Origin of the sequence: Arthrobacter sp. NPDC093139, assembly GCF_044754165.1 — a bacterium.
In the GTDB taxonomy this organism is placed as follows: Bacteria; Actinomycetota; Actinomycetes; order Actinomycetales; family Micrococcaceae; genus Arthrobacter.
On sequence record NZ_JBIVOO010000001.1, the window covers coordinates 12,758 to 38,997 of the forward strand.

Here is a 26,240-nt window from a genome sequence, read left to right on the forward strand (position 1 = left end):
GACTGGCGCGCTGAGCCGGCAGCCCGGAATTCTCAGGTCCGGATCCTCAGATCCGGTACTCGATGTAGTACTCGGCAGGATCGACGGCGGGGGAGGTTTCCCGCTGCGCGTCGCGGTGGCGCCAGGTGGCCGGAACGCCCGTGATGATTGACTCCGGCGGGGCGTCTTTGACGACGACGGCGTTGGCGCCGACGGCGCTGTCCCGGCCGATGGTGATGGGGCCGAGGATCTTTGCCCCGGCTCCGATGGTCACGCGGTCCCCGATGGTGGGGTGCCGCTTTACTTTTGCCAGTGAGCGTCCGCCGAGTGTCACGCCGTGGTAGATCATGACGTCTTCGCCGATTTCAGCTGTTTCACCAATGACCACGCCCATGCCGTGGTCGATGAAGAACCGCCGGCCGATCGTGGCACCCGGATGGATTTCGATGCCGGTCAGGAACCGGGCCAGCTGGGAAATCAGGCGCGCAGGGAACCGCAGCCCCGGGTTGCGCCACAGCTTGTGTGTCAGCCGGTGTGCCCAGATGGCATGCAGCCCGGAATAGGCGAAAAAGTTCTCAAAAGAACCTCGAGCCGCCGGGTCGTGGGACCGGGCGGCGTCGAGGTCTTCCTTAAGTCTTGCGAAAAAGCCCACAAAGATCTTTCTACAGGAAACGAGGAGGGGCAGGGTAAGGCTTAGCCCCGGATGTCGTCATAGAGAACGGTGGAGATGTAACGCTCGCCGAAGTCGCACACGACGGCCACGATCAGCTTGCCGGCGTTCTCCGGGCGCTTGGCCAGTTCCAGCGCGCCCCACACGATGGCACCCGAGGAAATGCCGCCCAGGATGCCTTCCTTGATGCCCAGGTCGCGGGCGACGGCCACCGAGTCCTCCAGGGTGGCGTCCAGGACCTCGTCGTACACGTTCGTGTCGAGCAGTTCCGGAATGAAGTTGGCGCCCAGGCCCTGGATCTTGTGCGGGCCGGGAGTGCCGCCGTTGAGAATGGGGGAGTCCTTGGGCTCCACAGCAACGATCTGGACGCCGGGCTTGCGCTCTTTCAGGACCTGGCCGACGCCGGTGATGGTTCCGCCGGTGCCGATGCCGGAGACAAAGATGTCCACCTTGCCGTCGGTGTCTTCCCAGATTTCCTCGGCGGTGGTCTTGCGGTGGACCTCCGGGTTCGCCTCGTTGGCGAACTGCTGTGCCCAGATGGAGTTTTCGGTATTGGCCACGATTTCCTGGGCCTTCTCTACGGCGCCGCGCATGCCCTCGGAACCCGGGGTCAGGACGATCTCAGCACCGAAGGCACGCAGCATGACACGGCGTTCCGTGGACATGGTTTCCGGCATGGTGAGGATGACCTTGTAGCCGCGTGCCGCGCCCACCATGGCCAGCGCGATCCCGGTGTTGCCGGAGGTGCCCTCGACGATGGTTCCGCCAGGCTTGAGCGCGCCGGACTTTTCGGCAGCGTCGATGATGGCGACGCCGATTCGGTCCTTCACGCTGTTGGCCGGGTTGTAGAACTCGAGCTTCACGGCCACGGTGGCGCCCAGGCCCTCACTCAGCCGGTTGAGCCTGACCAGGGGGGTGCCGCCTACAAGCTGTGTTACATCGTCGTAGATCCGTGCCATGTACTTACGCCTATCTTTGAGGAGGGAATACTGTGGTCAGCCTAACGAGGGCGTAAGCGCCGCCGCTAAGCATTAAGCCATGCAGAGTAATATTTCCGCGCCTTGGCCAGTTTCGGGTTGATGATGACCTGGCAGTAGCCCTGTTCCGGGAACTTTGCGTAATAGTCCTGGTGGATCTCCTCGGCCCGGTAGAACTCCGGGAGCCGGCTTACCTCCGTCACGATGGGCCGAGACCACAGGGCCTGGTTCCGTTGGATCGCTTCCTCGAAGAGGATCTTTTCCTCTGTCGTCTCATAGAACATGGACGAGCGGTACTGCGTTCCGACGTCGTATCCCTGGCGGTTCAGCGTGGTGGGGTCGTGCAGCGCGAAGAACATGTCCAGGATGACCTCGGGCGGGATGATCTCCTCGTCGAAGGTGACTGCCACGACCTCCGCGTGACCCGTGGTGCCTGAACAGACGGAGTAGTAGTCCGGGTGGCGTTCGTGGCCGCCCGTGTAGCCTGACACCACCGCGCTGACGCCGATGGTTTTCTGGTAGACGGCGTCCAGGCACCAGAAGCAGCCTCCGCCAAGCACAAAAGTTCTCATGTCCTCTTCAATGGTTGAGGGGCGCCGATGATTCCCCCAGCCACACTACGGGTCCGAACCCGGGACGGGCCAGCGGCGCCTATAGAGTAAAAATATGAGTATGGAACCTGTGAACAGTGGTGTTGCAGCAGAGCCGGCAGAATCTCCGGACGCGGCAGCTGCCGAGGAGGCGCCAGGGGCGCCGACGCTCGGACAGCTCATGCTGGCCGTCGAAGAGCTCTGGCCCGAGTCGCTCGCCGAGGAGTGGGACGAGGTGGGCCTTGTTGCCGGGCACCCGTCGGCGGAAATCACAAGGGTCATGTTTGCCGTGGATCCCACGCTTGACGTCATCGAGGAAGCCATTGAATGGGGCGCAGAGCTGCTGATCACGCACCACCCGTTGCTGCTCAAAGGAGTGACGTCAGTCGCGGCCAACACCCCCAAAGGCAAGGCCGTCCACCGCCTGATCGAGTCGGGAACCGCTCTCCTGACCGTCCACACGAACGGGGATTCCGCCGTCGGAGGTGTCTCCGATGTCCTGGCCGACGCCCTGGGGCTGGACAACGTGTCTCCCCTGACCCGTGCAGCCAACGGTCTTCCGGAGGAAGGCATCGGCAGGGTCGGCGATCTTGCCGAGGCAATGACGCTGGGCGACTTCGCGGCGAGGGTGTTTGGGATCCTGCCCTCGGTCGCGGGCGGCGTCAGGGTTTCCGGCGACAAGGACGGCCTGGTCCGCCGGGTCGCGGTCTGCGGCGGCGCAGGGGACTCACTGTTTGACGAGGTCCGGGCCAGCGGCGCCGATCTGTATGTCACGGCCGACCTTCGGCACCACTCCGCTTCCGAGGCCCGCGAGGCCGCCGTTAACGGGCGCCCTTATCTTGTCGACGTGTCCCATTTCGCCAGCGAATGGCTGTGGCTTCCGGCTGCTGCAGATGCGCTGGGCAATGTCCTTGCTGACCAGGGCCATGTCGTCGACATCCGTGTCAGCGCCACCAACAGCGATCCGTGGGACTTCATTCTGACTCCCGGCGGGGACTAGAGTCTATAAAGCCCCTGCAGGGGTGCCCGGCGCAGGCCGGATGGGATCAAGCGGAGGTAATCGTGGCCAAGGCAGCACCGGCGGAACAGTTGAAGTTGCTCGAGCTCCAGGGGCTGGACGCGAAACTCAAATCACTGGCCAGCCGCCGCCGCAGCCTTGAAACAGACCCCCGCATCGAAGACCTCCAGGCGGCGCTGAACATTGCCAACGGCGAGCTGGGTGCAGCAAAGATGGCAGTCCATGACGCAGAGGCGGAGCTAAAGCGCGCCGAGGCTGACGTCGAACAGGTGGCCGGCAGGATCGAACGCGACGAAGCGAGGCTGAATAGCGGAACCGGCCTGTCCAAGGACCTGGTGGCCCTGCAGAAGGACATCGCCTCGCTCAATAAGCGCCGGTCAGACCTCGAAGACGTTGAACTCGAAGTCATGGAGCGGCTGGATTCGCTGCGCGAGCGGCAGGCGGCCCAGCAGAAGATCGTCGATGACATCCAGGGTTCCTTCGGCGCGATCCGGGCGGAGCTGGACGGGCAGCTGGCGGAGATTGCCGCTGAAGAAACGGTGGTGCGGGGCCGCCGGGCAGAGTTCGCCGCGGGGTTGGATGCCGGAATGTTGGCTGTCTATGAGAAGACCCTGGCCCGCCGCGGGGTGGGTGCTGCGCGGCTGTTCCACGGCACGTCCGAAGGGTCCGGCATGCAGCTGAGCCCTGGGGACCTTGCCGATATCAAGGCCGCTGCCGACGACGACATCGTCTTCTGCCCGGACTCCGGCTGCATCCTGGTGCGCTCCCCCGAATGGGTCTGAGCCCAGTAAGGCCCAACCGCAGCGTTAGCTAGCCGGGAAGGATGATGTTCAGGGCGTGGGCCTTCCGCGCTGTCCCCGGGACGAGTTCGGCATTCCACTTTTCAGTGGCGGCCTTGTGCAGCTGGGCCGGCGTCCCGGGGGCCTTCCCCGCCCGGGTCAGCAGATGCCGCGCCAGCTCACCCCGGGTGTGCTTCGCGAAGTGGCTGACCACCTTGCGGACGCCGTTCACCTCCGTGAAGACATTCACCGTCACCGTTGACGCCGGCGGGGGAGCCCACGCCGCGGCATAGGTGCTGGAACGGCAGTCCACCAGCAGCTGCCCGGCCGTGGCGGAGGCGAGTGCGTCCGTGAGCTGCGGCTTCCAGAACGACGCAAGGCGTCCGACGTCGGGCAGTGCCGTCGACATCGACAGTCGATAGGCGGGCACGGAGTCGGCGAAACGGATGGCTCCCCACAGCGCCGAAATCACGAGCACCGCGTCGTCCGCCCGCCGCTTTTGCGCCGCCGTCATCGACTTGTAGCCCAGCGCGTCGTACAGGACGCCTGAATACACCTGGTGGGCCGGTGCCGCCGGTTCCGCGTGCAGCCGGGTGTTGCGTTCGACGTCGGACGCCAGCGACGCTCCGACGCCCAGCAGTGCCAAGGCATCCTCGTGCGCGCTCACCGTCCCCAGTGCATCGAGCACCTTGGCCCGGCAGGGGTTCAGTTCAGGGAAACTCAGGGACGTCCAGTCCATGGCGTCGCCGCGGACGGCAGGGGTCTTACCTTCGGACGGGGGAAGCAGGATCAGCACCGTACGATCTTACCGGTGCCCGCCGGCCCTGTTCCTCGGCGGCTGCGCGCTCAGCGGAGGTGCCTGCCCAGGAACGACACCACGTCAGGCAGGATGGCCCGCCAGTAGTCCGCATCGTGACCTCCCGTCCGGAAGCCGCCCTCCACTACTCCGGGGAGGCCGCTGGCATACTTCTTGACCCAGGGGAACAATTCATCCTCGGTTCCGCAGTCGACCCGCTTGGGTATCGCTGCCAGCCTGGGCCGCAGCGAGAACACGTTATGGGCCGCAAAATCGGACGGGCTGTCGAAGGCGCCTTCGATTCGCTCGTCATAGCGGTCCCAGACTGCCGGGCTCATGGCTGCCACGGCCCGGATGCCGGGCAGGCGGGCCTGCGAGGCGAGAAGCAGGACGCCGAATCCGCCCATGGACAGACCGAACAGGCCGATCCGGCCGAGGTCGTAGCCCTGCGAGCCCAGGAAGGGAACAAACTCATCCGCCAGCATTGACTGGCTGTCGCTGCCGTCGGCCCTGGGATGCCACCAGGTGTCGCCGCCGTCCACCGACGCAATGGCGAACGGTGCCCCGCCGATAAAGAGGTGGCGTCTCAGGACTTCGTGGGCTTTGAGCACATCGAAGATCCCCTCGTTGTCGCCGCCCAGGCCGTGGAGGAACAGCGCCAGCGGGAAGTCCGTCCCGCTCCTGCCGGGAAGCACCGGCGTGGCAATGGACCAGTGGGTTGTTGCCGCAGGCCGGAACCTCGAAACAAAGGAACCGCCGCGCATGGCCACCGAGGGAGGCCCCACCGGTGGGTTGGGCAACGGGGAGGGCGGCGGATGGCTGGCGGTGCACCCGCTGGCCGCGTAGGCGCCAACGCCCAGCCCTGCCAGCTGAAGCAGGCGGCGGCGGGTCACTTCGGACGCGTCCATGATCCGATCATAGGCTCGGCGCGCATGTGTGGCAGTGGCCCTGTGTGGCGGGGCCTGCCCGCACTGACCGTAGAATGGACTGCGGATGGGTTGACCAGGCGGCCGCGCGTCACGCAAGTGGCTCGAGGAACGTCCGGGCTCCGCAGAGCAGGGTGGTGGGTAACGCCCACTCGGGGTAACCCGCAGGCCAGTGCCACAGAAAACAGACCGCCTGCCTCGCGCCGATTTGAAAGCGGCACGATGCAGGTAAGGGTGAAACGGTGGTGTAAGAGACCACCAGCTTCCCGGGTGACCGGGAAGGCTAGGTAAACCCCACCCGGAGCAAGGCCAGACAGGGCACGTTTGAGGGCTGCTCGCCCGAGTGCCCGGGTAGGCCGCTGGAGGGCGTCGGCAACGGCGTTCGTAGATGGATGGCCGCTACTCCCGCCCCGGCAACGGCGCGGGAACACAGAACCCGGCGTATCGGTCAGCCCATCCACTTATTCTGCGGCCGTTCCTGCCGCGCACCGGGCGTGCCTGACCGCGCCGGCCCGGTGTGAGAGATTTCACGTGCCCCCCGGTCATCCGCGGCGCGTGGCCAGCCCTAGAATAGACCTTGAACGTAGAAGTTCTACCGCCGGATCTGCGTTCGCAACCGGCGGTTTTTCTTTGCAACGTCAAAGGCATCCGGGGCGGACCGAAACCCTGCCGGTGCCAGCGCCCCTGGATACTTCGGGTGGCCGACTTCCGGTTACGAGGACGTAGCCGGTCGAACCAAGGAAGGTAGTTCTGTGAGCCAGACGTCAGATTCTTGTCTCGATACGTGGATGGGCCGCGAGGCACTCGCCGAGGCCATGATCCCTGTGATCGGCCGGCTGTACCGGGAAAATAACGTGGTCACCTCGATCCACGGCCGCAGCCTGATCAACAAGTCCACCATGAACATCCTCAAGGCGCACCGCTTCGCACGCCGGATGAGCAAGGACGAGCTGCTCCTGGAGGAAACGGCACCCCTGCTCGATACGCTCGCAAAGCTGGACCTGGGTGCCGCCGCGATCGACATCGCGCGCCTGAACCAGAAGTTCAAGTCCGACGGCGGAGACGCCACCTTGGAAGAATTCCTCCGCGCCGAGCTGGCCGAGATCGTTGGCAAGCGCGGCGCCGATGACCGCACCAGCACCGACGTCGTCCTTTATGGGTTTGGCCGGATCGGCCGCCTTGTCGCCCGGCTCCTCATCGAAAAGGCCGGCGGCGGCCACGGCCTGCGCCTGCGCGCCATCGTCGTGCGGCGCGGTTCCCACAACGACCTTTCCAAGCGTGCGAGCCTCTTGCGCCGCGACTCGGTCCACGGTTCCTTCGAAGGCACCATCAAGGTGGACGAGGAAGCGAACACCATCACGGCCAACGGCGTCCAGGTCCAGGTCATCTACTCGGACAACCCCGCCACGATTGACTACACGGCGTACGGCATCACCAATGCCCTGGTCGTGGACAACACGGGCCGCTGGCGCGACAGCGAAGGCCTGTCCCAGCACCTGCTGAGCAAGGGTGTGGGGCGCGTGCTGCTGACGGCTCCGGGCAAGGGTGAGCTGAAGAACATCGTTCACGGCATCAACCACGGCACCATCCTGGATTCGGACAAGATCGTCACGGCGGCATCGTGCACCACTAATGCCATCACGCCGGTACTGAAGGCGATCAACGACAAGTACGGCGTCATCCACGGCCACGTGGAGACCGTTCACTCGTTCACGAACGACCAGAACCTGATCGACAACTTCCACAAGGGCGACCGCCGTGGCCGCTCGGCCGCGCTGAACATGGTGATCACCGAAACCGGTGCGGCCAAGGCCGTGGCCAAGGCGCTCCCGGAACTGCAGGGCAAGCTCACCGGCAGCTCCATCCGCGTCCCCACGCCGGATGTCTCCCTGGCGATCCTGAACCTGACCCTGGAACAGGGCACCACCAAGGACGAGGTCAACGATTACCTGCGGGAAATGTCGCTGCACTCGGTCCTGCGCAAGCAGATCGACTACATCGACTCCCCGGAGGTCGTCTCCACGGACTTCGTCGGCTCCCGCCGCACCGGGATCGTGGACGGTCTGGCCACTGTTTCCACCGACAAGAACCTGGTTCTCTACGTCTGGTACGACAACGAGTTCGGCTACAGCTGCCAGGTTGTCCGGGTCATGGAGGAAATGGCAGGCGTGAACCCTCCCTCGTTCCCCGCCAAGGACTCCGTCAAGGACGCAGCCCCCGTCCTGGCCGCAGCGGGATCCGTCTAGCCCCGGCCCTCGGGTGAGCCCGCGGCCCAAAGCCGCGGGCGCCCCTCTTTCCCAACTTCCCGGCTGGTTCTCTGGAATCAGCCGGGAAAGGGGACCACACTGTTCTCATGGAACACGACTCGACCCTCCAGCGTGACACATCACATGACACAACACTGGAACACGCACTTGATGTAGCGCGTGCAAACCAGAAAGAGGCGCAGCGCCTCCTGGACCAAGCCGCCGCCGCACGTGCCGCCGGCGAGGTCGGCGAAGAGCGGGTGGCACAGTTGCAGCGCCTGCTCGACCTGGCCAACGAGGATCTCCGCCGGGTGATGAGGGAGCAGTAGTCCCTCAACCCGTCCTCCCCAGGGCACCGGTCCTCAACAGTGTGGACATCTGCCCGGAGGCACTGGAGCTGCCCTAGTCTCGTGGTGTGTGCACAAGCCACGCCCCGAAGGGCGCCACGCGATGACCCTCAGCTGGTCCGCGTATAGGCGTGCCCGCCGGCGCTCCCGCCAGGCATGGGCCGTGCTTGCCTTTCTCGCGGTCCTGGTTGCGGCAGGCATAGCGTGGTTTTTCACGGCCGGGCAGTTCCTGGCCGTTGAACCGGCAGTGTCCGGCCCCAACGAGGTCCCCGTCTTCGACGCCACCTGGATGAAGCCGGTGGTGCCGCCCCGGCCTGTGCCGGAAGGCACGGCGATATCGGCACTGGACTCGTTGCCCGTTAAGGGCAGGGCACCCAAAAACGACTATGACCGGTCGGCCTTCGGCCAGGCTTGGTTCGACGCCGACCGCAACGGCTGTGACACCCGTAACGACATCCTCCGCCGCGACCTCAGCGACGTTGCCTACTCCACGGGCTCGCGGTGCAAAGTCTCGTCAGGCACCTTCCACGAACCGTATGCAGGCCGGGTAACCACGTTCACCCGCGGTGCCGACTCCAGCAAGGCCGTTCAGATTGACCATGTCGTGGCACTCGGGGATGCCTGGCAAAAGGGAGCCGCGGAGCTCACCCCGAAGCAGCGACAGAATCTCGCCAATGATCCGCTTAATCTGATTGCGGCAGACGGTCCCGCGAACCAGGAGAAGAGCGCGTCGGACGCAGCGAGCTGGCTTCCCGGGAACAAAGCGCTCCGCTGCCACTACGTCGCACGGCAGATCTCCGTGAAGGCAGCCTATGGGCTTTGGGTGACCCAGGCCGAAAGGGATGCCATGGGCCGTGTTCTGAGTTCCTGTCCCGGGCAACGCACCATCGTGGCGCGCTAGGGCGGCACAGAGCCGGTGTCAGTGCCAGGCCTCAGTGCCCGAACGGGTCCGGATCCACGCCGGGCATCCACGTCAGACCCGGAATGCCCCAGCCGCTTTTCTTGGCCTGCTTCATTGCTTTGCGCGCATAGCGGTCGATGAGGCGGTTGACGTAGAGCTTTCCGTCGAGATGGTCATACTCATGCTGGATCACCCGGGCGAACCATCCCGTGGCCTCGAACTCAACGGGCTGGCCATAGCCGTCGAAGCCCTTGACCCGCGCCCACTCCGCCCGCTTGAGGGGATACTGGCAGCCCGGAAAGGAGAGGCAGCCCTCCACTTCCTCGTCCGGATCAGGCAGGGCACCGGACACCTTTGACAGCGTGAGGACCGGGTTGACCAGCACGCCGCTCGGCGGGACGCCGTCCTCGTTGTCGTATTTGTAGACGAAGATCCGCTTGCCCACGCCGATCTGGGGAGCGGCCAGGCCGGCGCCGTTCGCCTTGTCGTTCGTTTCAAACATGTCGGCAATCAGCTCGCGGAGCCCGTCATCGAAGACCTCAACTTCGGCAGCCCGGCGGTGCAGGACGGGTTCACCCCAGATGGTGATCGGCAGAACGGTCATGTCGGATGATTCCTCTGGTGCTTCGAGTGGCAAGTGCCGCGGAGGCCGGAGAGTGCCGCTACGGCGAAAACGAACAAAGGCTGCACCGGATAACCGGTGCAGCCTTTGTGATGGGACCGCATTCTTAATGCCATCCTTCGTGAGGGTGAGCGACGGGGGTTGAACCCGCGACCTCCTGGACCACAACCAGGCGCTCTGCCAACTGAGCTACGCCCACCATGTGCCTCCGCGGCCTTCCGGTTTCACCGGCTGGCTTGAAAGGCAACGTCAAATAGTTTACCTGCTGTTCGGGGATGCTTTTGCCACTTTTGGCTGTTTCGGCAAAATTTCCCTCAAACGTGGCGCAGATTACTTTCAGGGCTCGCGCACTGTGGGTCCGGCGTCGGCCTGTGCGGACAGAGTTTCGCCGGGCAGTCCCTGCCGCTCGGAGTGTTCCTGAATCAGCCGCTCAACGGCGGAGGGCTCGGCGGAAATCCGCTTCGAGATCTGCAGTGAGGTGGCGCTGTCCGGACCCGGCGCAGGCACGAAGACCGCCTCCCGGTAGTAACGGAGCTCGTCGATGGAGTCCTTGATGTCTCCGAGCGCGCGGTGTCCGCCCAGCTTGGCGGGGGCCTGGAAGTATGCCCGGGCGAACCAGCGCCGGGCCAGTTCCTTGATGGTGCTCACGTCGATGATCCGGTAGTGCAGGTGCTCCACCACAGTGGGCATGTCGCGGGCGAGGAAGACCCGGTCCGTCCCTACCGAGTTGCCGGCGAGCGGCGCCTTGCGCGGATCCGGAACCCACTTGCGGATGTAGTCCATGACTGCTTCCTCGGCCTCGGCCAGGGTCTTCCCGGCCGGGAGTTCCTTCAGCAGCCCGGACCGGGTGTGCATGTCGCGGACGAAGTCGTTCATCTGGGCGAGGGCAGACTCGTCGGGCTTGATGACCACGTCCACGCCGTCCCCGAGGATGTTGAGCTCGGAATCGGTCACCAGCGCGGCGACTTCGATCAGGGCGTCGTTGACAGTGTCGAGACCGGTCATTTCGCAGTCGATCCAGACGATGCGTTCGTTAGATATAGGCACCCGATCAGCCTACCGTTTCGTGGTCGAGGAGCTGTCCGGTGCTAAGATTTCGGGGTACGTGGCGCCGCTGTGACCAGCCGCCGCGGCCCCTTTCTGGCCGGGCATTTCCGGCAGGAGACACTGGAGCACGCCCACAAAAGATTGGACAGTCCTGACATGACGTCGCCTGTGCCCGAGACGGAGGAAGAGGTCACCGGCGCTTCCACGGACTTGGCTCCGGCGGAGGTGGACAACCCGTGGTCGCCCATCCTTTCCGGATTCGTCGGTTCGGTTTTCCTTGTGATCGGTTCGCTCGGCGTGGGCTGGCTCGCACCGGCGTCGGAGCTGCGCCGGATGCCGCTGTTCATCTGGATGCGCACAGAAGCAGTCGGGGTAGCTCTTTCCATCGTGCTGATCGCGATCGGCGGCATGCTGCTGGTGCGGGCATGGCTCAGGCTGGGGCAGCGTGTCAGGGTCTGGGGGCCCGCGGCCCGCAAGGCAACGCTCCAGGCCGTGGCGGCGTGGGGACTGCCCATGATGTTCACGGTTCCGCTGTTCAGCCGTGACGTCTACGCCTACATTGGGCAGGGCCGGCTCATGGTTGAGGGCTTCAACCCCTACGAGAACGGCATTTCCGCGCTGTCGAATTACTTCCAGCTCGGCGCGGACAAGATGTGGACCGAGGCGCCCGTGCCGTACGGGCAGTTGTTTCTTTGGATCGAGCAGTTCGTTGTCTGGTCCACCAATGTCCACCCCGAGGCGTGCATCATGCTCTTCCGCCTTGTTGCGCTGGTGGGCGTGCTGCTCTGCATCATCTACGTCCCCAAGCTCGCTGAACTCCACGGGGTCAATCCGCACAGGGCGCTGTGGCTCACCGCAGCGAACCCCCTGTTCCTGACAAACTTCATCGCCAGCGTCCACAACGACGCCCTCATGATCGGGCTTGCACTTGCCGGCCTGTATTACAGTGCCACGCGGCGCGTGATCCTCGGAATAGTGCTCGTCACGCTGTCCATCTCCGTCAAGCCAATCACGGTGGTCTTCCTCCCGTTCATCGGGCTGCTTTGGGCGGGCAAGGAGGCCGGCTGGCTGCGGAAATTTGTGTTTTGGGGCCTTACGGCAGGAATCAGCTTCGCCTTGTTGTACCTCATGAGCATGGTGAACGGCTTCGGGTTCGGCTGGATCAACGGACTGTCAGCCCCGGGCAGCGTCTGGATTTGGTACGCCCCGGTGGGGCTCCTCGGCCTTGTGGTGGCGTCCATCGCCAATGCCTTCAGTCTGGACGGGTGGGGCCTGGCCAAATGGGTTTACGACGCCGGGAAGCTGCTTGCCGTCGGCATCGTCGCCTGGCAGATTTTCAAAGGTGACCACGACCGCCTCATGCGCCGGCTGACGCTGGCCTTTGCCGCCGTCGTCGTCCTGGCCCCGATGATCCAGTCCTGGTACGTCGTCTGGCTGATCCCGCTGTTTGCCGTGACGGGCATCCGGGATGACTGGCAGGTCAAGGCGCTCTACTTCATCGTGTCCTTCTTCATGGTCTACGCCATCTCGGACCAGCTGGAGGTCTTCCCGTACCTGCAGTCCGAGGACCTCGGACTCGCACTTGCCCTTGCCAGGAACGCGGCGGCCATCATCGCCCTGATGTTCGCCCTGTATCTGATCTTCATGGACCCACGGACAAAGCACCTGTTCAGCAAGTCCGACCAGCCGGTGACCACACGGCCCGTTATCTGAGGGGCAGGTTCTTCAAGGCCTCCCTGCGGGACAGGGGGCTCAGGGACTGGCCGTGGCGTTCCACGAAACCGACCACCCAGCCCGGGTCCGTCTTGGCGTATTCGCGCAGAGCCCAGCCAATCGCCTTTCTGATGAAAAACTCCCGGTCGGCCAGGTTGGCTTCAATGACACGGGCAAGCAACACCGTATCGGTGTGGGCCTTGGCGGCGAGTTGGGCTGTGATCGATGCCCGCCGAAACCAGAAGTCCTCATCTTCCGCCCACCCAAGCAGCACAGGGGTGACCTCCTGGCGGTGCGCCTGGAGCAGTGCGCAGAGGCGGTGGGCCACGCCGTCCACGAGGTCCCAGGATGCCCCGCTGCGGATAATCTCTGCATAGACGGGCAGCATTCCCAGATCGGCCGCCACCAGACGCAGTCCGGTAAGGTCGATGGCCGCGTAGCGTTCCTCGCGGTAGGCCGCCCCCCGCCATAGGCTGAGGACTGTTGCCCGCAGTTCATCGGCGGACGCAAAGGGGTGAGCCGCCGCGGCAGCCTTCACGGTGCGGCGCACCTCCGGAACCCGCACGCCCAGGGACGGCATTGAGGACTTCATGTAGGCCTGCGCGCCCGCACCCCGGAGAGGATCGGCGGCGGACTGCAGCGCGGAGCGGATAGCGGCCAGGACGTCGTCGTTCACCATGCAGCCAAGATAGCTGCTGCGGCGGTCGGCGGGCGGGGGCGCGGCTATGAATGCCCTGCGCCTGCCGTACCCCGTGGTTCTGGGTCGCGCCGGGTCCTAAAGTAGGCATGGTACCGATGCGATGCACGCACTTCCGTCAGCCGCAGCGGCACCAGCGTCCAGCCGAATCGCCTAAAGCCCGGAGGGCATCAGATGAACATGATCAAGAGCCCCGACGAGATAGCCCTGATGCGCGAAGCCGGGCGGGTGGTGGCCAATGCCCTGGAAGCCGTCCGCGAAGCTGCCGCCGTCGGCGTTTCCCTCAAGGAACTCGACGATGTGGCAGCCGCCTCCATTTCCGACGCCGGCGCCACCCCGGCATTTCTCAACTACCGGCCGCGCTGGGCTTCGGTTCCGTTCCCGGGAGTCATCTGCACCAGCGTTAACGACGCCGTCGTCCACGGAATCCCCAACGGGTACCGGCTGCAGGACGGGGACCTGCTCAGCGTGGACTGCGGCGCCTTCCTGGAGGGCTGGTGCGGAGATGCCGCGGTCAGCTTCATTGTGGGCACGCCCGATCCCGTTGACCAGGAACTCATCGCTGCGACGGATGCTGCCCTGGCCCGGGGGATCGAGGCGGCCCGCGTCGGAAACAAGATGGGTGACCTCGCCTATGCCATCGGCGGTGCCGCGCGGCGTGCCGGCTACGGGCTGCTGGCCGATCACGGCGGGCACGGCATCGGCCGCACCATGCACGCCGAGCCGCCTGTACCCAACGACGGGCGTCCCGGCAGGGGGCTCAAGCTCACCGAAGGGCTCGTGATCGCCATCGAGCCAATGCTCATTCTCGGCGGCGACGGGGACTACTACCACGACGACGACGAATGGACCCTGCGGTCCGCGAACGGCCGCCGCGCGGCGCACAGCGAGCACACGGTGGCAGTGACCGCCGACGGCCCGGTCATCCTAACACTGCCATGACGCTGCACCGCTGACGGCTCCCCAAGGCGGCCGCCCCCGGTTGTTGTTGACCCGTCCCCTTACCCGGGCTCTCCCGCAACGCGTAGGGTGATGCTGACGCAGGAATCGTCGCTCAGGAGGCAGGCTGATGGATCACCGGGGGAGGGACGCCGTCTCGTCCATTGTTGTGGCGTGCTCGCCGAAAAGAGTCTGGAAGGCACTCACTGACCCCGCGGAAGTCAAAGAGTACTCTCTGGGCACCAACGTCACGTCGACGTGGCGCGAAGGTGATCCGGTGACATACACCGGGGAGTGGAAGGGGAAGGCCTACGAGGACAAGGGCACCGTTCTGGAGTGCAGGCCCAATGTGCTCCTTCGCATCAGCCATTACAGTCCGCTGAGCGGTCTGCCCGACCTCCCCGAGAACTATCACACGGTGGAGTACCGCCTGTCAGCAAGGGCCGAAGGCACTGGAGTCACCATCGTTCAGAGCAATAACCGGGACGACGCCGAAGCCGAGGAATCTGCCAAGCTGTGGGACCTCGTGCTTAGTAACCTCAAGGAGTATCTGGAGCGCTGAGCGGGCGAGCAGGCTCAGATTCCTGGCAAATCGCGTCTTGGGACGTTGACTTCAGTTCCTAACGCCGGCGCGTGGCGGATACTCGGCGGCGGTGTTCAGCGGCCCGGAGCTGGATGATCCGCGCAGCGCCGGCCATCGCCACGAGGACGCCGCCGCCCACTGCGGCGATGAACAGCGCGATGCCAAGGGCCACAGCACCTTCCAGCCCGAAGAACTTCACCTGAACCAGTTCCTGGTTCTGCAGGATGAAAACGATCAGCAGCACAAGGACCACCAGTGCCGACGCAACCGCGGCCCAGATCATGCCGGCGCGGGTCACCTGGCGTTTTGGTTCCTCTATACCCGCAGCAGGGGTGGAGGTTCCGTCATAGCCCGGCAGGGCGTCTGTCCCTGGCGGGGTCCGCCCTATCTCCGCGGCAGGACGAGGTTCTTCCAAAGGCGGGGGTGGTGCGGCAGGTCCGGGAGTCTGCGCCGGAGGGCGTGAGGATTGCTGCTCGGACGGGTCACGATCAGAACGGCTCTGCGGCATGTTGAGTGAATCCTTCCGGTGTTCGCTCCATCAGTGCGAGGTGCGGATGCGGGGCGCCGGCGCCATACCAGCCGGGAGCCCACTTCGATCATAAGCATGTTTCCCGCATTTAGTAAGCATGCTTTGCATTCTGCAGTGCCGAGCGTGTCGGCAGCGCCGGAACGACCAGATTCCGGCGATTCTGGCCCTTGGCGCCCGATATTTGTTGTTTTCGCTGGCTAAGCGGTGGTCTAGAGCTACTCAAACGGGCCATGCTCATGTTCGCTCCACCAGCCGTCCCCCTTGTCCTTCCGCTGCCGGACCCACTCCACAAGGCACTAGATGTCATCCTCACGGAGCCCGATTCGTAGCGCCTGCTCTGTCGGAATCAACTGCCGGCATGGGAGTGAGATGGTTACGCTGAAAATCTACGATCGAATCGGGAGAGACCAGTGGACTAGCGGCAGCGGACGCGTTCGACTAGGAAGTATGGCGAGGAAGTTTCGGTGGCGGGTCGTGGTTACAAATGGCCATGACCGCACCGCAGTATGGTTTGGGATGGCAGCCAGCAAGGCGGAAGCCGAGAAGAAGGCTCTGGCCGAACGGCCCGGGTGGACTGTCCTTGAATCCGACCGCGTTGTCACCCCCTACGACTAGAGTCGAAAGCTCCCGGCCAAGGGGAGAACAACTTTGCTAACTGATTGCTCGACCTCGGCCAGCCGCACGGCTGATAACGCGGCTACTCCGGCAGGAATCCGGGGAGGCACTTTCCTCAGCGGATAGAGTGCAGCGCGGGCGGGCAAGCGTGGTATTCGATGATGTCCCACTCTGACGCCGTGAGCCGCCGGACGTTGCCTTCGGCAGCCAGGCTAAGTTAGTGCCCCCCCGTCCTGCCCGCGCCTGAGGATCGAATCCGGAGCCCGACGCGTGGCCTCCGCATAGACGTTCAGGAAGTATCGGGTCAGGTTCTTGCCCTGGAGCGACCCTAACGACACCCTGTCCGATCCGACCACAATGGCCAGGCGGAAGCCATCCCACTTCGGCTCACAGATACACCCTCACGGCGCCGGTTGGCGTATATCCGCGACAGCCTTGCCCAACGCCAAGGAAATTGGGGGCCCAAGCCCATGGGCAGAGCTCCGTGGGGGCAGCTTAGTTCCAGGCGTACGAAACGCCCCACTCTCGGGGGAGGATGGGGGCAAATTCGGCGCGAAACCGTCACCCACGTATAGGACAAGGCTGGCCTTATTGGCGAATCTTGATGATTCCTTGATTTGAGCTGCGTATAGTCCAGCGCAAGCGATGCCGCAATGACGCACGCCTTTTGTGGCTTCGGTAGGTGGCCCGCTCTAACCCCCAAACGGGCGGGCCGCCGTCCCTTACCAGGGGAACTTAGGCTGATGGTCGGCCAAACGAAGAAGCGGTCCTGACACGCGTTTCCGCACGTCAGGACCGCTTTTCTTGTGCCCCAGGAGGGAATCGAACCCCCGACCGGCGGATTAGAAGGCCGCTGCTCTATCCCCTGAGCTACTGAGGCAAGTGGGTGCCCGGCTAGTTCCCGGGTGCCTCAAAAAGTCTACATTGCCTTCCGGCCGGACGGTGGCAGGGCCGGGAACGTTTCGGCCGGGGCCATTCTTCAGGAGGCTGCGGCCGGGTTATCCACATACGCGACTTCGGCCCTCCCGGGAGCGGCCTGGGCGGTTGATGCTGGAAATGCCTGCTAGGGCAAGACACATCGAGACAGGACACCAAGATGACCGACAACATTACTGTCCGAGGCTTCGTTGCCTCGGAGATCAGGAGTTCCACCACCCCGGGCGGCGTGGCAACGGCTTCCTTCCGCCTTGGGTCGACGGACCGCCGGTACGACCGGGCAAACAGCACCTGGGTGGATGGCAACACCAACTGGTTTACAGTGCAGGGCTACCGGCAGCTGGCAGGAAACATGGGGTGCAGCATCAAGAAAGGCCAGCGGGTCATCATCGTTGGCCGGCTGAAGATGCGCAGCTGGGAAAAGGACGGCCGGACCTACCATTCGGCGGAGATAGATGCAGAATCCGTGGGGCACGACCTCATGTGGGGTTCGGCCAACTTCACGCGGACGGCAGGCAATGCTCCCCAGTCCGCCGCGGCTGCTGCTGATGAAGTCACCGGCGGGCACGGCTCTGACGCCGACACGTCAGGCCGGAGCGGCCCTGCCGGGGAAGGGGAGGAAGACGACGAGGACAACGATGCCGCGGAGTCCGCCGTGTTTATCGACGATGCTTCAGGAGATACCCTTCAGCTCGATTCCGAAACGGGCGAGCTCACCGGGGCGGCGGCCTGACCGCCGCCGGGGTCATGCGGCACCGTTCCCCCGCGGTGCCGCATGGCAGAATGGCACCGTGACAAGACCCAACGCGCTCCAACCGGCCACTGCAATTCGGGAATCCCTGGCCGGGATGCCGGCCAGGATCGCGGTCGCCGGGCTGGTGCTGTGGTCGCTGTCCGCGTGCACCGCCGTGTCCGGCCCCGACTCCGCCGCCACGCCGGCGGCAACAGCAGGTTCTGTAGCGTCCGGTTCGCCGTCTCCCCGGCCGACGGCAGCCTCGGGGACAGGACCCGGCAGCGCCACCGCGAAACTGCAGAAGATCATGACAGATACGTTGGGAGCTGTGGCCGCCGCTGCCCCAAAACCCGGCACCGCGCAGATCAGGCAGGCACTCGCCGCCGCTGGTGTTCCTGCCGCCACCCTCGAGGTGTCAGCCGACCGCACGCCCACCGGCCTGGACGTGGATTCCATCGAGGCGGCCTCGGTCCAGGGCAGGGAATGCGTCATAGGCCAGATCCGCAACGGCAAAGTGACCGTGACAGTGCTGCCGGTCCTCGCGAGCGGCAAGTGCTTCGTGGGAGCTCCTGCCTGACACTCCGAATGTGAGTTATGCCCGTCAACCCACTAGATTTGGAACCATGGCGGAATTTATCTACACAATGACCAAGGCCCGTAAGGCTGTTGGCGAAAAACTCATTCTCGACGACGTCAGCATGTCGTTCTTCCCGGGCGCCAAGATCGGTGTCGTTGGCCCCAACGGTGCCGGTAAGTCCACCATCCTCAAGATCATGGCAGGCCTGGACACGCCCTCCAACGGCGAGGCGCGGCTGAGCCCCGGATATACCGTGGGCATCCTGCTTCAGGAGCCGCCGCTGAACGAGGAAAAGACCGTCCTGGGCAACGTCCAAGAAGGTGTTGGCGAGATCTACGGCAAGATCCAGCGCTTTAACGAAATCTCCGAGGAGATGGCCAGCCCCGACGCCGACTATGACGCGCTGCTGGAGGAAATGGGCCATCTGCAGGAAGCCATTGACGCCGCCGACGCCTGGGATCTCGATTCCCAGCTCGAACAGGCGATGGATGCGCTCCGCTGCCCGCCTGCCGATGCCGATGTCACCCTGCTCTCCGGCGGTGAGCGCCGGCGTGTGGCGCTCTGCAAGCTGCTGCTGCAGAAGCCGGACCTCCTGCTCCTCGACGAGCCCACCAACCACCTCGACGCCGAGAGCGTGCTGTGGCTGGAACAGCACCTCTCCACCTACGCCGGCGCCGTCCTGGCCGTCACCCACGACCGGTACTTCCTGGACCACGTCGCTGAATGGATCGCCGAAGTGGACCGCGGGCACCTCTACCCGTATGAGGGCAACTACTCCACGTACCTGGAGAAGAAGCGTGCCCGTCTGGAAATCCAGGGCAAGAAGGACGCCAAGCAGGCCAAGCGCCTGTCCGAGGAACTGGAATGGGTGCGCTCCAACGCCAAGGGCCGCCAGACCAAGTCCAAGGCCCGCCTGGCCCGCTACGAGGAAATGGCGGCGGAGGCTGACCGGACCCGGAAGCTGGACTTCGAGGAAATCCAGATCCCGCCGGGACCGCGCCTGGGCGGACTGGTCCTGGAGGCCAAGAACCTGCAGAAGGGCTTCGATGACCGTGTCCTGATCGACGGGCTGTCCTTCTCCCTGCCCCGCAACGGCATTGTCGGCGTCATCGGCCCGAACGGCGTCGGCAAGTCCACGTTGTTCAAGACCATCGTCGGCCTCGAGCCGCTCGACGGCGGCGAACTGAAGATCGGTGACTCCGTCAAGATCTCCTACGCCGATCAGAGCCGCGGCGGCATCGACCCCAACAAGACGCTGTGGGAGGTTGTCTCCGACGGTCTGGACTTCATCCAGGTCGGCCACGTCGAAATGCCGTCCCGCGCCTACGTTGCCGCGTTCGGCTTCAAGGGCCCGGACCAGCAGAAAAAGGCCGGTGTGCTTTCCGGTGGTGAACGCAACCGCCTGAACCTCGCACTGACCCTCAAGCAGGGCGGCAACCTGCTGCTCCTCGACGAACCCACCAACGACCTCGACGTCGAAACCCTCAGCAGCCTCGAAAACGCCCTGCTCGAATTCCCGGGCTGCGCCGTGGTGGTTTCACACGACCGCTGGTTCCTGGACCGGGTGGCCACCCACATCCTGGCCTATGAAGGCGATGACGAGAACCCCTCGAAGTGGTACTGGTTCGAGGGCAACTTCGAATCCTACGAGGAGAACAAGGTGGAGCGGCTGGGCCCCGACGCCGCGAAGCCGCACCGCGTCACCCACCGCCGCCTCACCCGCGACTAAGCACCAACTGCAAGGGCCGGTTCCCAAGGAACCGGCCCTTCGCATGCCCGGACAGGAGTGAACGGATAGCCCGGTCAGCCCTTTCGCATCTGGTGCTGGAGGACTTTGGACTGGAACGCCCCCGCAACCTTGCTCTTCAGGTCCGTCGGCACACGGACCATTCCTTCCTGGGCCACCGACGCCACGTGCAGGCCGTCGCGGTTGAAGATCTTCCCCGTGGCCAGTCCCCGGGCACCCTGGGCGCTGGGCGATTCCTGGACATAGAGCAGCCACTCGTCAACCCGGACAGGCCGGTGCCACCACATGGCGTGGTCCAGGCTGGCCACGCTCATTCCCGGTGTGATCCAGCTCAGCCCGTGCTTGCGGAGGATCGACTCCAGCAGCGTGTAGTCGCTCGCATAGGCCAAAGCCGCCCGGTGGGTGTTGGCGTTGTCCGGCATGCGGCTGAACGTCTTCATCCAGACGGCATTCCGGGCTTCCTTCTTGCCCGTGGCTGCCACATAGAGGGCCGGATCCACGTGCCGGATGTCGAACGGCCGCTCATACGCCCAGTGCCGAGCGACTGGATGGTCATACTTCCCCAGCAGGTCGGCTGTGCTGGGGAGTGACTCAGGATCAGGGATTCCGGCCGGCATCTCGGACTGGTGTTCGATGCCCTCGTCCCCGGCCTGGAACGAGGCGATCATGGACAGGATCGGCTTTCCTTCCTGGTACGCATGCACCCGGCGTGCCGAGAACGAGCGCCCGTCCCGCAGCCGCTGCACCCCGAAGGTGATGGGCTTGTCTGCGTCGCCGGGCCGGAGGAAGTAACCGTGCATGGAATGCACCGTCCGCTCCGCGTCCACGGTGCGCATTCCGGCGATCAGGGACTGCGCCAGCACCTGGCCGCCAAAGACCCGCTGGTGCGGCTGCCGTTGGGAAGGGCCCATGAAGATGTCCTCATCGGTGCGGGCACCCTCAAGCTCGCCGAGGTCCAGCAGTTCGATCAGGGAAGTTGTGGGATCGTTCGTGGGCAGTTCCTGCAATCCGGCGTCCGCTTCAGTCATGGTTTGACTCTAGACGTCGCCCCGGCAGCGCTCAACCGAGCCCAGCCGGTAGTGTTTTAGATGTGTCTGATCTCCTCACCCAGTCCTTCCGCTTCGCGGATCCCCGCGATCTAGCGGATCTCCGCACCTACGTCACCCGTGCCAAGGCCGTCGACGACGGCGCCATCCGCCTCCAGGCCGCGGGTCCGGTCCTGGCCGCGTATGTCTGCGTGCTCCGGCCCAGGATCCTGGGGGAGTCCACGCCAACGATCCTCGGCCTGCGGACGATGGGCCTCGCGGAGCCGTCCACCACGGACGTGACCGTGCCGCTGGCGGCCGTCCTCGACCGGCTCGCCCGCGCGGGGGAGAACGACGCCGAGCTGCCGGTCCCGCCGTCGACCGTCACTGAATCCTGGGCCGGCGTGGGAGCGCCGCGGGGAGGCTGGGAGCTGATCGGTTCCGTTCCGGACTCCGAGCTGCGCGAGGCCGCCGAGGCCGGGATCACCGAGGTCGCGGGAATCATGCCGGACAATCCCGGCGCCCACATCGTCAACAACGCCCGCGCGGCGGTCTGGGGCCGCGAACTGGAGGGGCGCTCGGGGCTTCCGGCAGGCGCGGCGTTTGCCGCCCTCACGCTCGGCTTCCTCGGCAGCGGTGACCAGCAGCTCTTCCGGGCAGGGCGCTGGTTCCGCCTCAGCGGCAGCCGCGGGCACGTCCTGGCCAGGACAGGTGCCGGCCTGCTCTAGCGGGGACCTGGCTCAGGCCCTCAGCGGAATCGGCGGAATCCGGCGGGAACCTAGGCCCCCGAGGACGGGCTGTTGACCATGGATAGCGCAGCCCGCTCCATGTAGTCCCACAGGGTGCCCTCGTACAGCGGCGGCAGTTCCAGCGAGTCCACGGCCGCGCGCATGTGGTGCAGCCAGCGGTCCTTCGCCTCAGGCGTCACCTGGAACGGCATGTGGCGCATGCGCAGTCGGGGATGGCCGCGCTCCTCGCCGTAGGTGGTGGGTCCGCCCCAGTACTGTTCGAGGAACATCAGGAACCGCCGCTTGGCTGGCTCCAGGTCCTCTTCCGGGTACATGGGCCGCAGCAGCGGGTCGGTAGCCACGCCGTCGTAAAACACATCGATCAGCTTCACGAACGTCTCGTGGCCGCCCACGGCGTCATAGAAGTTGTCCGTGTAGCCCGGCTGGCTGAATGGATCATTGCGCATCAGCTGCCGGGGCGCGTTGGGTTCCGAAGGTGTCGGGAGGGTCATGGCTACTCTCCTGCCTTCTGCTGCGGTCCGTGCTGGGCCTCGGCCTCAAGCGGCCCGGCCTCCGGCTCCTCTGCCGGCGGCACGTAATTGCCCTGCGACCGGTTGCCCACGCGGAGGATTTCGCCGTTCCGCAGGTACCAGATTGCCCCGTTTTCGTCCCTGACCCGGGTGATCCTGAGCCCGATGGATTCCACCACGCCAACCACTTCGCTGGTCTCGATGATGTCCCCGATGCCGTACTGGTCCTCGATGGTGATGAAGATGCCGGCAAGGAAGTCGCGGATGAGCTGCTGGGCACCGAAACCGATGGCGATACCGAGGATACCGACGCTGGTCAGCAGCGGCGCGACGTCCACGTCCAGGTTCTTCAGCACGTAGATGCTGGTAATGACGGCGAGGACCACACCCACCAGGCTGTTCAGCAGCGAGCCGATGGTCCTGGCCCGCTGGACACGGCGTTCATGGTCCAGGGCACGCAGAGCGGGGGCGACCCACCGGAAGTGGGGCTTCTTGAACAGTGTTGTTCCGGTGGCAACCCGCTTGGTGATCCGGGAGATCAGGTAGGTTGCCAACAGCCACAGGAGAATGCCTGCCCCGAGGCTGATCGCTATTCCGGGGACGTTTAACCCCGCGGGCTCAAGCGACGCCGTAGGCGTTGTAAACATGCTGTACATCAGTAGGGATGCTCCTTGTACTTTCCGGCCAGTTGCTGTCCGGCCAGTTACTTTCCAGCCAGTTGCTGTCCGGCGCGGCCGGCGGTTCCGCCGGCGTTGCCGCGGCGGCTGGGATGTTCCCTATTAAGCCTAGCCGGACTGAGCCGGTGGTTCGCCTTCAGCTGTTGTGGTAACGGGAACGTGCACCACGGGGAAATTTACGCTGCGGGCGATGAAACACACCGCATTGGCCTCGCGGTGCATCTGCTCGGCAAGCGCGACGTGGACCGGGTCGGCCACCGTCACGTGGGGGCGGAGGGTCACGGTTTCGAACTGGCCGCTGCCGTCACGGTTGAGGCGCATCAGTCCGCTGGCGTGGTCCTCATAGGACAGGACAACGACTCGGTGCCGCACCGCCACATGCAGGAAGGACAGCATGTGGCACTGCGCCAGAGCCGTGAGCAGGAGCTGCTCCGGGTTGTACCGCGACCGGTCGCCGTGGAACGTCGGATCGGCCGAGCCTTTGAGGACCGGCAGCCCCGGAATTTCGACGTCGTGGTCCCGGGAGTATTCCCGATACGAGGACGTTCCGCTGCCGCGGTTGCCGGTCCAGCGGACAGTCAGCGAATAATGATGCTGGTCGAGGGCCATGCCGCCAGTTTAGACGCCGTTCCTAGACGTCCGCTGCGCGTGCCCGCAGGGCACGGGCCACGCCGTCGCGGTTCTCCAGCATCATGCGGCGCAGCGCCGCACTTTCATCCGGGAGCGCCGCCAGGAAGGCATCTGTCCGGTCCACAGTCTCCTGGCTGGTCAGCTGCGCGGGGTAAAGTCCGACGACGATCTGCTGGGCAAGCGCGTGGGTCCGCTCTGCAACGATTCCGGGAACCGCCTCGAAGTACTTCTCCGAGTACGGCTCCAGCAGCCGGGTGTCCAGCACACGCGTGAATCCGGCGACGACCGATGCTTGAATGGCGTTGGACAGCTCGCCCTTCACGACGATCGACTCCCACGCGGCGGCTTTGGCCTCCGGCGTGGGGATGGCCGCTTGCGCCAGGGCGGCCGCATTCTGCCCGCTGGAGGTGTTGTCCCGAGCCAGTTCGGCGTCGATCTGCTCCTGGCCCATCCGTCCGCCCACCACGAGAGAGGCCACAAGTTCCCAGCGCAGGTCCTGGTCCACCGTCAGGCCGCCCAGCGTGAGGGAGCCGTCCAGCAGCCCGGCCACGTTGTCCAGCTGCTGCCCGCTCCGGGCCAGCAGAGCATAGGACTTGATGAACTGCAACTGCGCATCTGAGCCGCCGGGCACGGCCGAGGCGAGGTCCCACAGCCGGTCGCCCGCCGCCACAGTCGTGGCTTCACGGTGTTCCTCTGCAACGTAGAAGGTCAGGGTCGTGGCCAGCTGCCGCAGCTGGACCAGGATCACCGAGGAATCGCTTTCGGCGGCGATGTTGGCCAGGATCAGGTCCACGTAGCCGCGGGCCGGGGTCTCGCCGTCGCGGGCGGCGTCCCAGGCTGATCCCCACACCAGCGTGCGGGGCAGGCTCTCCCTGAAGTCCTTCAGATGGGCCTTGGCCGTGGCCAGCGACCTCTCATCCAGCCGGACCTTGGCGTACGCGAGGTCATCGTCGTTGAGGAGGACCAGGTCAGGCTGGCGCAGTCCCACCAAGGCCGGAACGTCCGTGTGCTCCCCGTCGACGTCGAGCTCCTCACGGTGTGTCCGCTCCAGCTTTCCCTCGTCCGTTACGTCGTAGAACCCGACGGCGAGGCGGTGCGGGCGCAGGGTCGGCTGCTCGGGGACGGCCGACTGCCGAATGCCGAAACCGGTGATCGTGCCGTCCCCGTCCACCGCCAGTTCGGGCTGCAGGGTGTTCACCCCGGCCGTTTCCAGCCAGAGGCGTCCCCACTGGTCCAGGTCACGCCCGCTGGCCTTTTCCAGTTCGATCATGAGGTCGCCCAGCTCGGTGTTGCTCCACGCGTGCTTGGCGAAGTACTCACGGACGCCGGCCATGAACTGCTCCGGCCCCACCCACGCCACGAGCTGGCGCAGCACGGACGCGCCCTTGGCGTAGGTGATGCCGTCGAAGTTGACCTCCACATCCTGAAGGTCGTTGATCTCGGCGAAGATGGGGTGCGTGGTGGGCAGCTGGTCCTGGCGGTAGGCCCAGGACTTTTCGACCGAGGCGAACGTGGTCCAGGCACTCTGGAATTTGGTGTTTTCCACGGCGGCGAGGTGGGACATGTATTCGGCGAAGGATTCATTCAGCCAGAGGTCGTTCCACCAGCGCATGGTCACGAGGTCGCCGAACCACATGTGCGCCAGCTCGTGCAGCACGGTGATGGCGCGCCGTTCCACCTGGGCCTCCGGGACCTTGCCGCGGAAGACATAGCCCTCCAAGATGGTCACTGCCCCGGCGTTTTCCATGGCGCCGGCATTGAATTCGGGCACGAACAGCTGGTCGTACTTTTCAAAGGGATACGGGCAGCCGAACTGCGCCTCGAAGAACTCGAATCCCTGGCGGGTGAGTTCAAAAATGTTGTCGGCGTCCAGGTACTGCATCAGGGACTTCCGGGCGAACACGCCCAGAGGAATGACGCGTCCGTCCGAGCCGGTAACGTCGCTGCGCACCGACTGGTAGGGGCCCGCAATCAGGGCGGTGACGTAGGAAGAGAGCCTCGGCGTCGGCGCAAACTCCCAGACGGAACGGGCGCGGCCGTCAGCTCCCGGGGACGTTGCCACAGGCGCCGGTGTGGGGGAGTTGGAGACGACATCCCAGTGCGACGGCGCCGTGACGGTGAACTTGAACGTGGCCTTGAGGTCCGGCTGCTCGAAGACGGCAAACATGCGGCGGGAGTCCGGCACCTCGAACTGCGTGTACAGGTACACCTCGCCGTCCACCGGATCAACGAAACGGTGCAGCCCCTCGCCCGTGTTCATGTACGGCGTGTCCGCCACCACGGTGAGTTCGTTCTGGCCTGCCAGGTCCGGCAACTGGATGCGGACACCGTCGGAGACCTCCGCCGGGTTCAGTTCCCGGCCGTTGAGCGTCACGCTGTGTACGGCGTCGGTTACGGCGTCGATGAAGCTGGAGGACCCGGGCGCGGCGCTGAACTTAACGGTGGTGGTGGCACCGAAGACTTTCTCGCCCCTGGTCAGGTCCAGGCTGACGTCGTAGGAATCGACGGAGATCAGTGCGGCGCGTTCGCGGGCTTCGGCGCGCGTCAAGTTCATACCTGGCAAGGTTGTGCCTCCAGAGAGTGGTGGGTATTACTGTGAAGTCATTGTTTCATTCAGCGGGTCTTTGGCAAGTTGCGTGGATCACCTCTCCGGTCCCCCCGGCGGCGTCGCAGGGGTAGCGTT

General features: G+C 65.0%; 26 protein-coding genes, 2 tRNA genes and 1 other RNA gene. 13 read left to right on the forward strand and 16 right to left on the reverse strand.

Going from position 1 to position 26,240, the window contains the following annotated elements:
- Positions 1–46: 46 nt before the first annotated feature.
- The 3 genes from epsC to msrA form a co-directional block, all read right to left on the reverse strand.
- Entirely contained in the window at positions 47–631 is a 585-nt protein-coding gene (epsC, locus tag ACIP90_RS00080; protein WP_400575675.1) for a serine O-acetyltransferase EpsC, read from the reverse strand.
- Positions 632–672: 41 nt separating this feature from the next.
- Positions 673–1,608: a cysteine synthase A gene (cysK, locus tag ACIP90_RS00085; RefSeq protein WP_400575677.1), complete on the reverse strand. Its 936-nt coding sequence runs from the start codon at positions 1,606–1,608 to the stop codon at positions 673–675.
- Between the two features lie 65 nt (positions 1,609–1,673).
- Positions 1,674–2,198, reverse strand: coding sequence for a peptide-methionine (S)-S-oxide reductase MsrA (gene msrA, locus ACIP90_RS00090; protein ID WP_400575679.1), 525 nt, complete (start codon positions 2,196–2,198; stop codon positions 1,674–1,676).
- 100 nt (positions 2,199–2,298) lie between these two features.
- Here msrA and ACIP90_RS00095 point away from each other — a divergent pair, with 100 nt between their 5' ends.
- Both ACIP90_RS00095 and ACIP90_RS00100 read left to right on the forward strand, forming a co-directional pair.
- Positions 2,299–3,216: a Nif3-like dinuclear metal center hexameric protein gene (locus ACIP90_RS00095; protein WP_400576742.1), complete on the forward strand. Its 918-nt coding sequence runs from the start codon at positions 2,299–2,301 to the stop codon at positions 3,214–3,216.
- Between the two features lie 62 nt (positions 3,217–3,278).
- A complete protein-coding gene (locus ACIP90_RS00100; protein WP_400575680.1) occupies positions 3,279–4,016 on the forward strand; it encodes a zinc ribbon domain-containing protein in 738 nt (245 codons plus the stop codon).
- 28 nt (positions 4,017–4,044) lie between these two features.
- Here the strand turns inward: ACIP90_RS00100 and ACIP90_RS00105 are convergent, their stop codons facing one another.
- The gene (locus ACIP90_RS00105) at positions 4,045–4,809 is read right to left on the reverse strand and encodes a YaaA family protein (protein WP_400575682.1); all 765 of its coding nucleotides are present in this window, start codon (positions 4,807–4,809) and stop codon (positions 4,045–4,047) included.
- Positions 4,810–4,859: 50 nt separating this feature from the next.
- Positions 4,860–5,717, reverse strand: a complete 858-nt coding sequence (locus ACIP90_RS00110) for an alpha/beta hydrolase (protein WP_400575684.1) — start codon at positions 5,715–5,717, stop codon at positions 4,860–4,862.
- Between the two features lie 86 nt (positions 5,718–5,803).
- Between ACIP90_RS00110 and rnpB the strand changes: the two genes are divergently transcribed.
- From rnpB to ACIP90_RS00130, 4 genes are all read left to right on the forward strand, one after another.
- Positions 5,804–6,195: RNase P RNA component class A (rnpB, locus tag ACIP90_RS00115), an RNA gene on the forward strand.
- Between the two features lie 292 nt (positions 6,196–6,487).
- On the forward strand, positions 6,488–7,981 hold the full coding sequence (locus ACIP90_RS00120; RefSeq protein WP_400575685.1) for a glyceraldehyde-3-phosphate dehydrogenase: 1,494 nt from the start codon (positions 6,488–6,490) through the stop codon (positions 7,979–7,981).
- 107 nt (positions 7,982–8,088) lie between these two features.
- Positions 8,089–8,310 (forward strand): hypothetical protein, encoded by a 222-nt coding sequence (locus ACIP90_RS00125; RefSeq protein ID WP_400575687.1) that lies wholly within the window; start codon positions 8,089–8,091, stop codon positions 8,308–8,310.
- 121 nt (positions 8,311–8,431) lie between these two features.
- Positions 8,432–9,229: an HNH endonuclease family protein gene (locus ACIP90_RS00130; protein WP_400576745.1), complete on the forward strand. Its 798-nt coding sequence runs from the start codon at positions 8,432–8,434 to the stop codon at positions 9,227–9,229.
- A gap of 31 nt (positions 9,230–9,260) precedes the next feature.
- Here ACIP90_RS00130 and def read toward each other — a convergent pair whose 3' ends face one another.
- From def to orn, 3 genes are all read right to left on the reverse strand, one after another.
- Positions 9,261–9,833 carry a peptide deformylase gene (gene def, locus ACIP90_RS00135; protein WP_400575689.1) on the reverse strand — a complete coding sequence of 191 codons (573 nt, stop codon included), beginning with the start codon at positions 9,831–9,833 and terminating at the stop codon, positions 9,261–9,263.
- A gap of 144 nt (positions 9,834–9,977) precedes the next feature.
- A tRNA-His gene (locus ACIP90_RS00140) sits at positions 9,978–10,050 on the reverse strand.
- Between the two features lie 137 nt (positions 10,051–10,187).
- Entirely contained in the window at positions 10,188–10,898 is a 711-nt protein-coding gene (gene orn, locus ACIP90_RS00145; RefSeq protein ID WP_400575691.1) for an oligoribonuclease, read from the reverse strand.
- Between the two features lie 156 nt (positions 10,899–11,054).
- On the opposite strand from orn, the gene mptB reads away from it, so the two are divergent.
- Positions 11,055–12,611 carry a polyprenol phosphomannose-dependent alpha 1,6 mannosyltransferase MptB gene (gene mptB / locus ACIP90_RS00150; RefSeq protein ID WP_400575693.1) on the forward strand — a complete coding sequence of 519 codons (1,557 nt, stop codon included), beginning with the start codon at positions 11,055–11,057 and terminating at the stop codon, positions 12,609–12,611.
- Here the strand turns inward: mptB and ACIP90_RS00155 are convergent.
- Positions 12,604–13,290 carry a DNA alkylation repair protein gene (locus ACIP90_RS00155; protein ID WP_400575694.1) on the reverse strand — a complete coding sequence of 229 codons (687 nt, stop codon included), beginning with the start codon at positions 13,288–13,290 and terminating at the stop codon, positions 12,604–12,606. The genes mptB and ACIP90_RS00155 overlap by 8 nt on opposite strands.
- 192 nt (positions 13,291–13,482) lie before the next feature.
- Here ACIP90_RS00155 and map point away from each other — a divergent pair, with 192 nt between their 5' ends.
- Both map and ACIP90_RS00165 read left to right on the forward strand, forming a co-directional pair.
- Positions 13,483–14,250, forward strand: coding sequence for a type I methionyl aminopeptidase (map, locus tag ACIP90_RS00160; RefSeq protein ID WP_400575696.1), 768 nt, complete (start codon positions 13,483–13,485; stop codon positions 14,248–14,250).
- Between the two features lie 127 nt (positions 14,251–14,377).
- The gene (locus ACIP90_RS00165; RefSeq protein WP_400575698.1) at positions 14,378–14,809 is read left to right on the forward strand and encodes an SRPBCC domain-containing protein; all 432 of its coding nucleotides are present in this window, start codon (positions 14,378–14,380) and stop codon (positions 14,807–14,809) included.
- 58 nt (positions 14,810–14,867) lie between these two features.
- Here the strand turns inward: ACIP90_RS00165 and ACIP90_RS00170 are convergent, their stop codons facing one another.
- Both ACIP90_RS00170 and ACIP90_RS00175 read right to left on the reverse strand, forming a co-directional pair.
- A complete protein-coding gene (locus ACIP90_RS00170; protein WP_400575699.1) occupies positions 14,868–15,338 on the reverse strand; it encodes a lipopolysaccharide assembly LapA domain-containing protein in 471 nt (156 codons plus the stop codon).
- A gap of 1,443 nt (positions 15,339–16,781) precedes the next feature.
- Positions 16,782–16,854: transfer RNA gene (locus ACIP90_RS00175), tRNA-Arg, on the reverse strand.
- Positions 16,855–17,070: 216 nt separating this feature from the next.
- On the opposite strand from ACIP90_RS00175, the gene ACIP90_RS00180 reads away from it, so the two are divergent.
- Genes ACIP90_RS00180 through ettA form a run of 3 tightly spaced genes read left to right on the forward strand, consistent with a single transcriptional unit; the run spans position 17,071 to position 19,949 of the window.
- Positions 17,071–17,643, forward strand: a complete 573-nt coding sequence (locus ACIP90_RS00180; protein ID WP_400575700.1) for a single-stranded DNA-binding protein — start codon at positions 17,071–17,073, stop codon at positions 17,641–17,643.
- A 58-nt stretch (positions 17,644–17,701) separates the two neighbouring features.
- On the forward strand, positions 17,702–18,220 hold the full coding sequence (locus ACIP90_RS00185; RefSeq protein ID WP_400575702.1) for a DUF6993 domain-containing protein: 519 nt from the start codon (positions 17,702–17,704) through the stop codon (positions 18,218–18,220).
- 46 nt (positions 18,221–18,266) lie between these two features.
- On the forward strand, positions 18,267–19,949 hold the full coding sequence (gene ettA / locus ACIP90_RS00190; protein WP_400479930.1) for an energy-dependent translational throttle protein EttA: 1,683 nt from the start codon (positions 18,267–18,269) through the stop codon (positions 19,947–19,949).
- Between the two features lie 74 nt (positions 19,950–20,023).
- Here the strand turns inward: ettA and ACIP90_RS00195 are convergent, their stop codons facing one another.
- Positions 20,024–20,995, reverse strand: a complete 972-nt coding sequence (locus ACIP90_RS00195) for an acyl-CoA thioesterase (RefSeq protein ID WP_400575704.1) — start codon at positions 20,993–20,995, stop codon at positions 20,024–20,026.
- Positions 20,996–21,057: 62 nt separating this feature from the next.
- Between ACIP90_RS00195 and ACIP90_RS00200 the strand changes: the two genes are divergently transcribed.
- The gene (locus tag ACIP90_RS00200) at positions 21,058–21,720 is read left to right on the forward strand and encodes a hypothetical protein (RefSeq protein WP_400575705.1); all 663 of its coding nucleotides are present in this window, start codon (positions 21,058–21,060) and stop codon (positions 21,718–21,720) included.
- Positions 21,721–21,770: 50 nt separating this feature from the next.
- Here the strand turns inward: ACIP90_RS00200 and ACIP90_RS00205 are convergent, their stop codons facing one another.
- The 4 genes from ACIP90_RS00205 to pepN form a co-directional block, all read right to left on the reverse strand.
- Positions 21,771–22,232: a globin gene (locus ACIP90_RS00205; RefSeq protein WP_400575707.1), complete on the reverse strand. Its 462-nt coding sequence runs from the start codon at positions 22,230–22,232 to the stop codon at positions 21,771–21,773.
- Positions 22,233–22,234: 2 nt separating this feature from the next.
- Positions 22,235–22,906, reverse strand: a complete 672-nt coding sequence (locus ACIP90_RS00210; RefSeq protein WP_400575709.1) for a mechanosensitive ion channel family protein — start codon at positions 22,904–22,906, stop codon at positions 22,235–22,237.
- A 129-nt stretch (positions 22,907–23,035) separates the two neighbouring features.
- Positions 23,036–23,536: an OsmC family protein gene (locus ACIP90_RS00215; RefSeq protein WP_400575711.1), complete on the reverse strand. Its 501-nt coding sequence runs from the start codon at positions 23,534–23,536 to the stop codon at positions 23,036–23,038.
- A gap of 22 nt (positions 23,537–23,558) precedes the next feature.
- Positions 23,559–26,111, reverse strand: a complete 2,553-nt coding sequence (gene pepN, locus ACIP90_RS00220; protein WP_400575713.1) for an aminopeptidase N — start codon at positions 26,109–26,111, stop codon at positions 23,559–23,561.
- Positions 26,112–26,240: the final 129 nt, after the last annotated feature.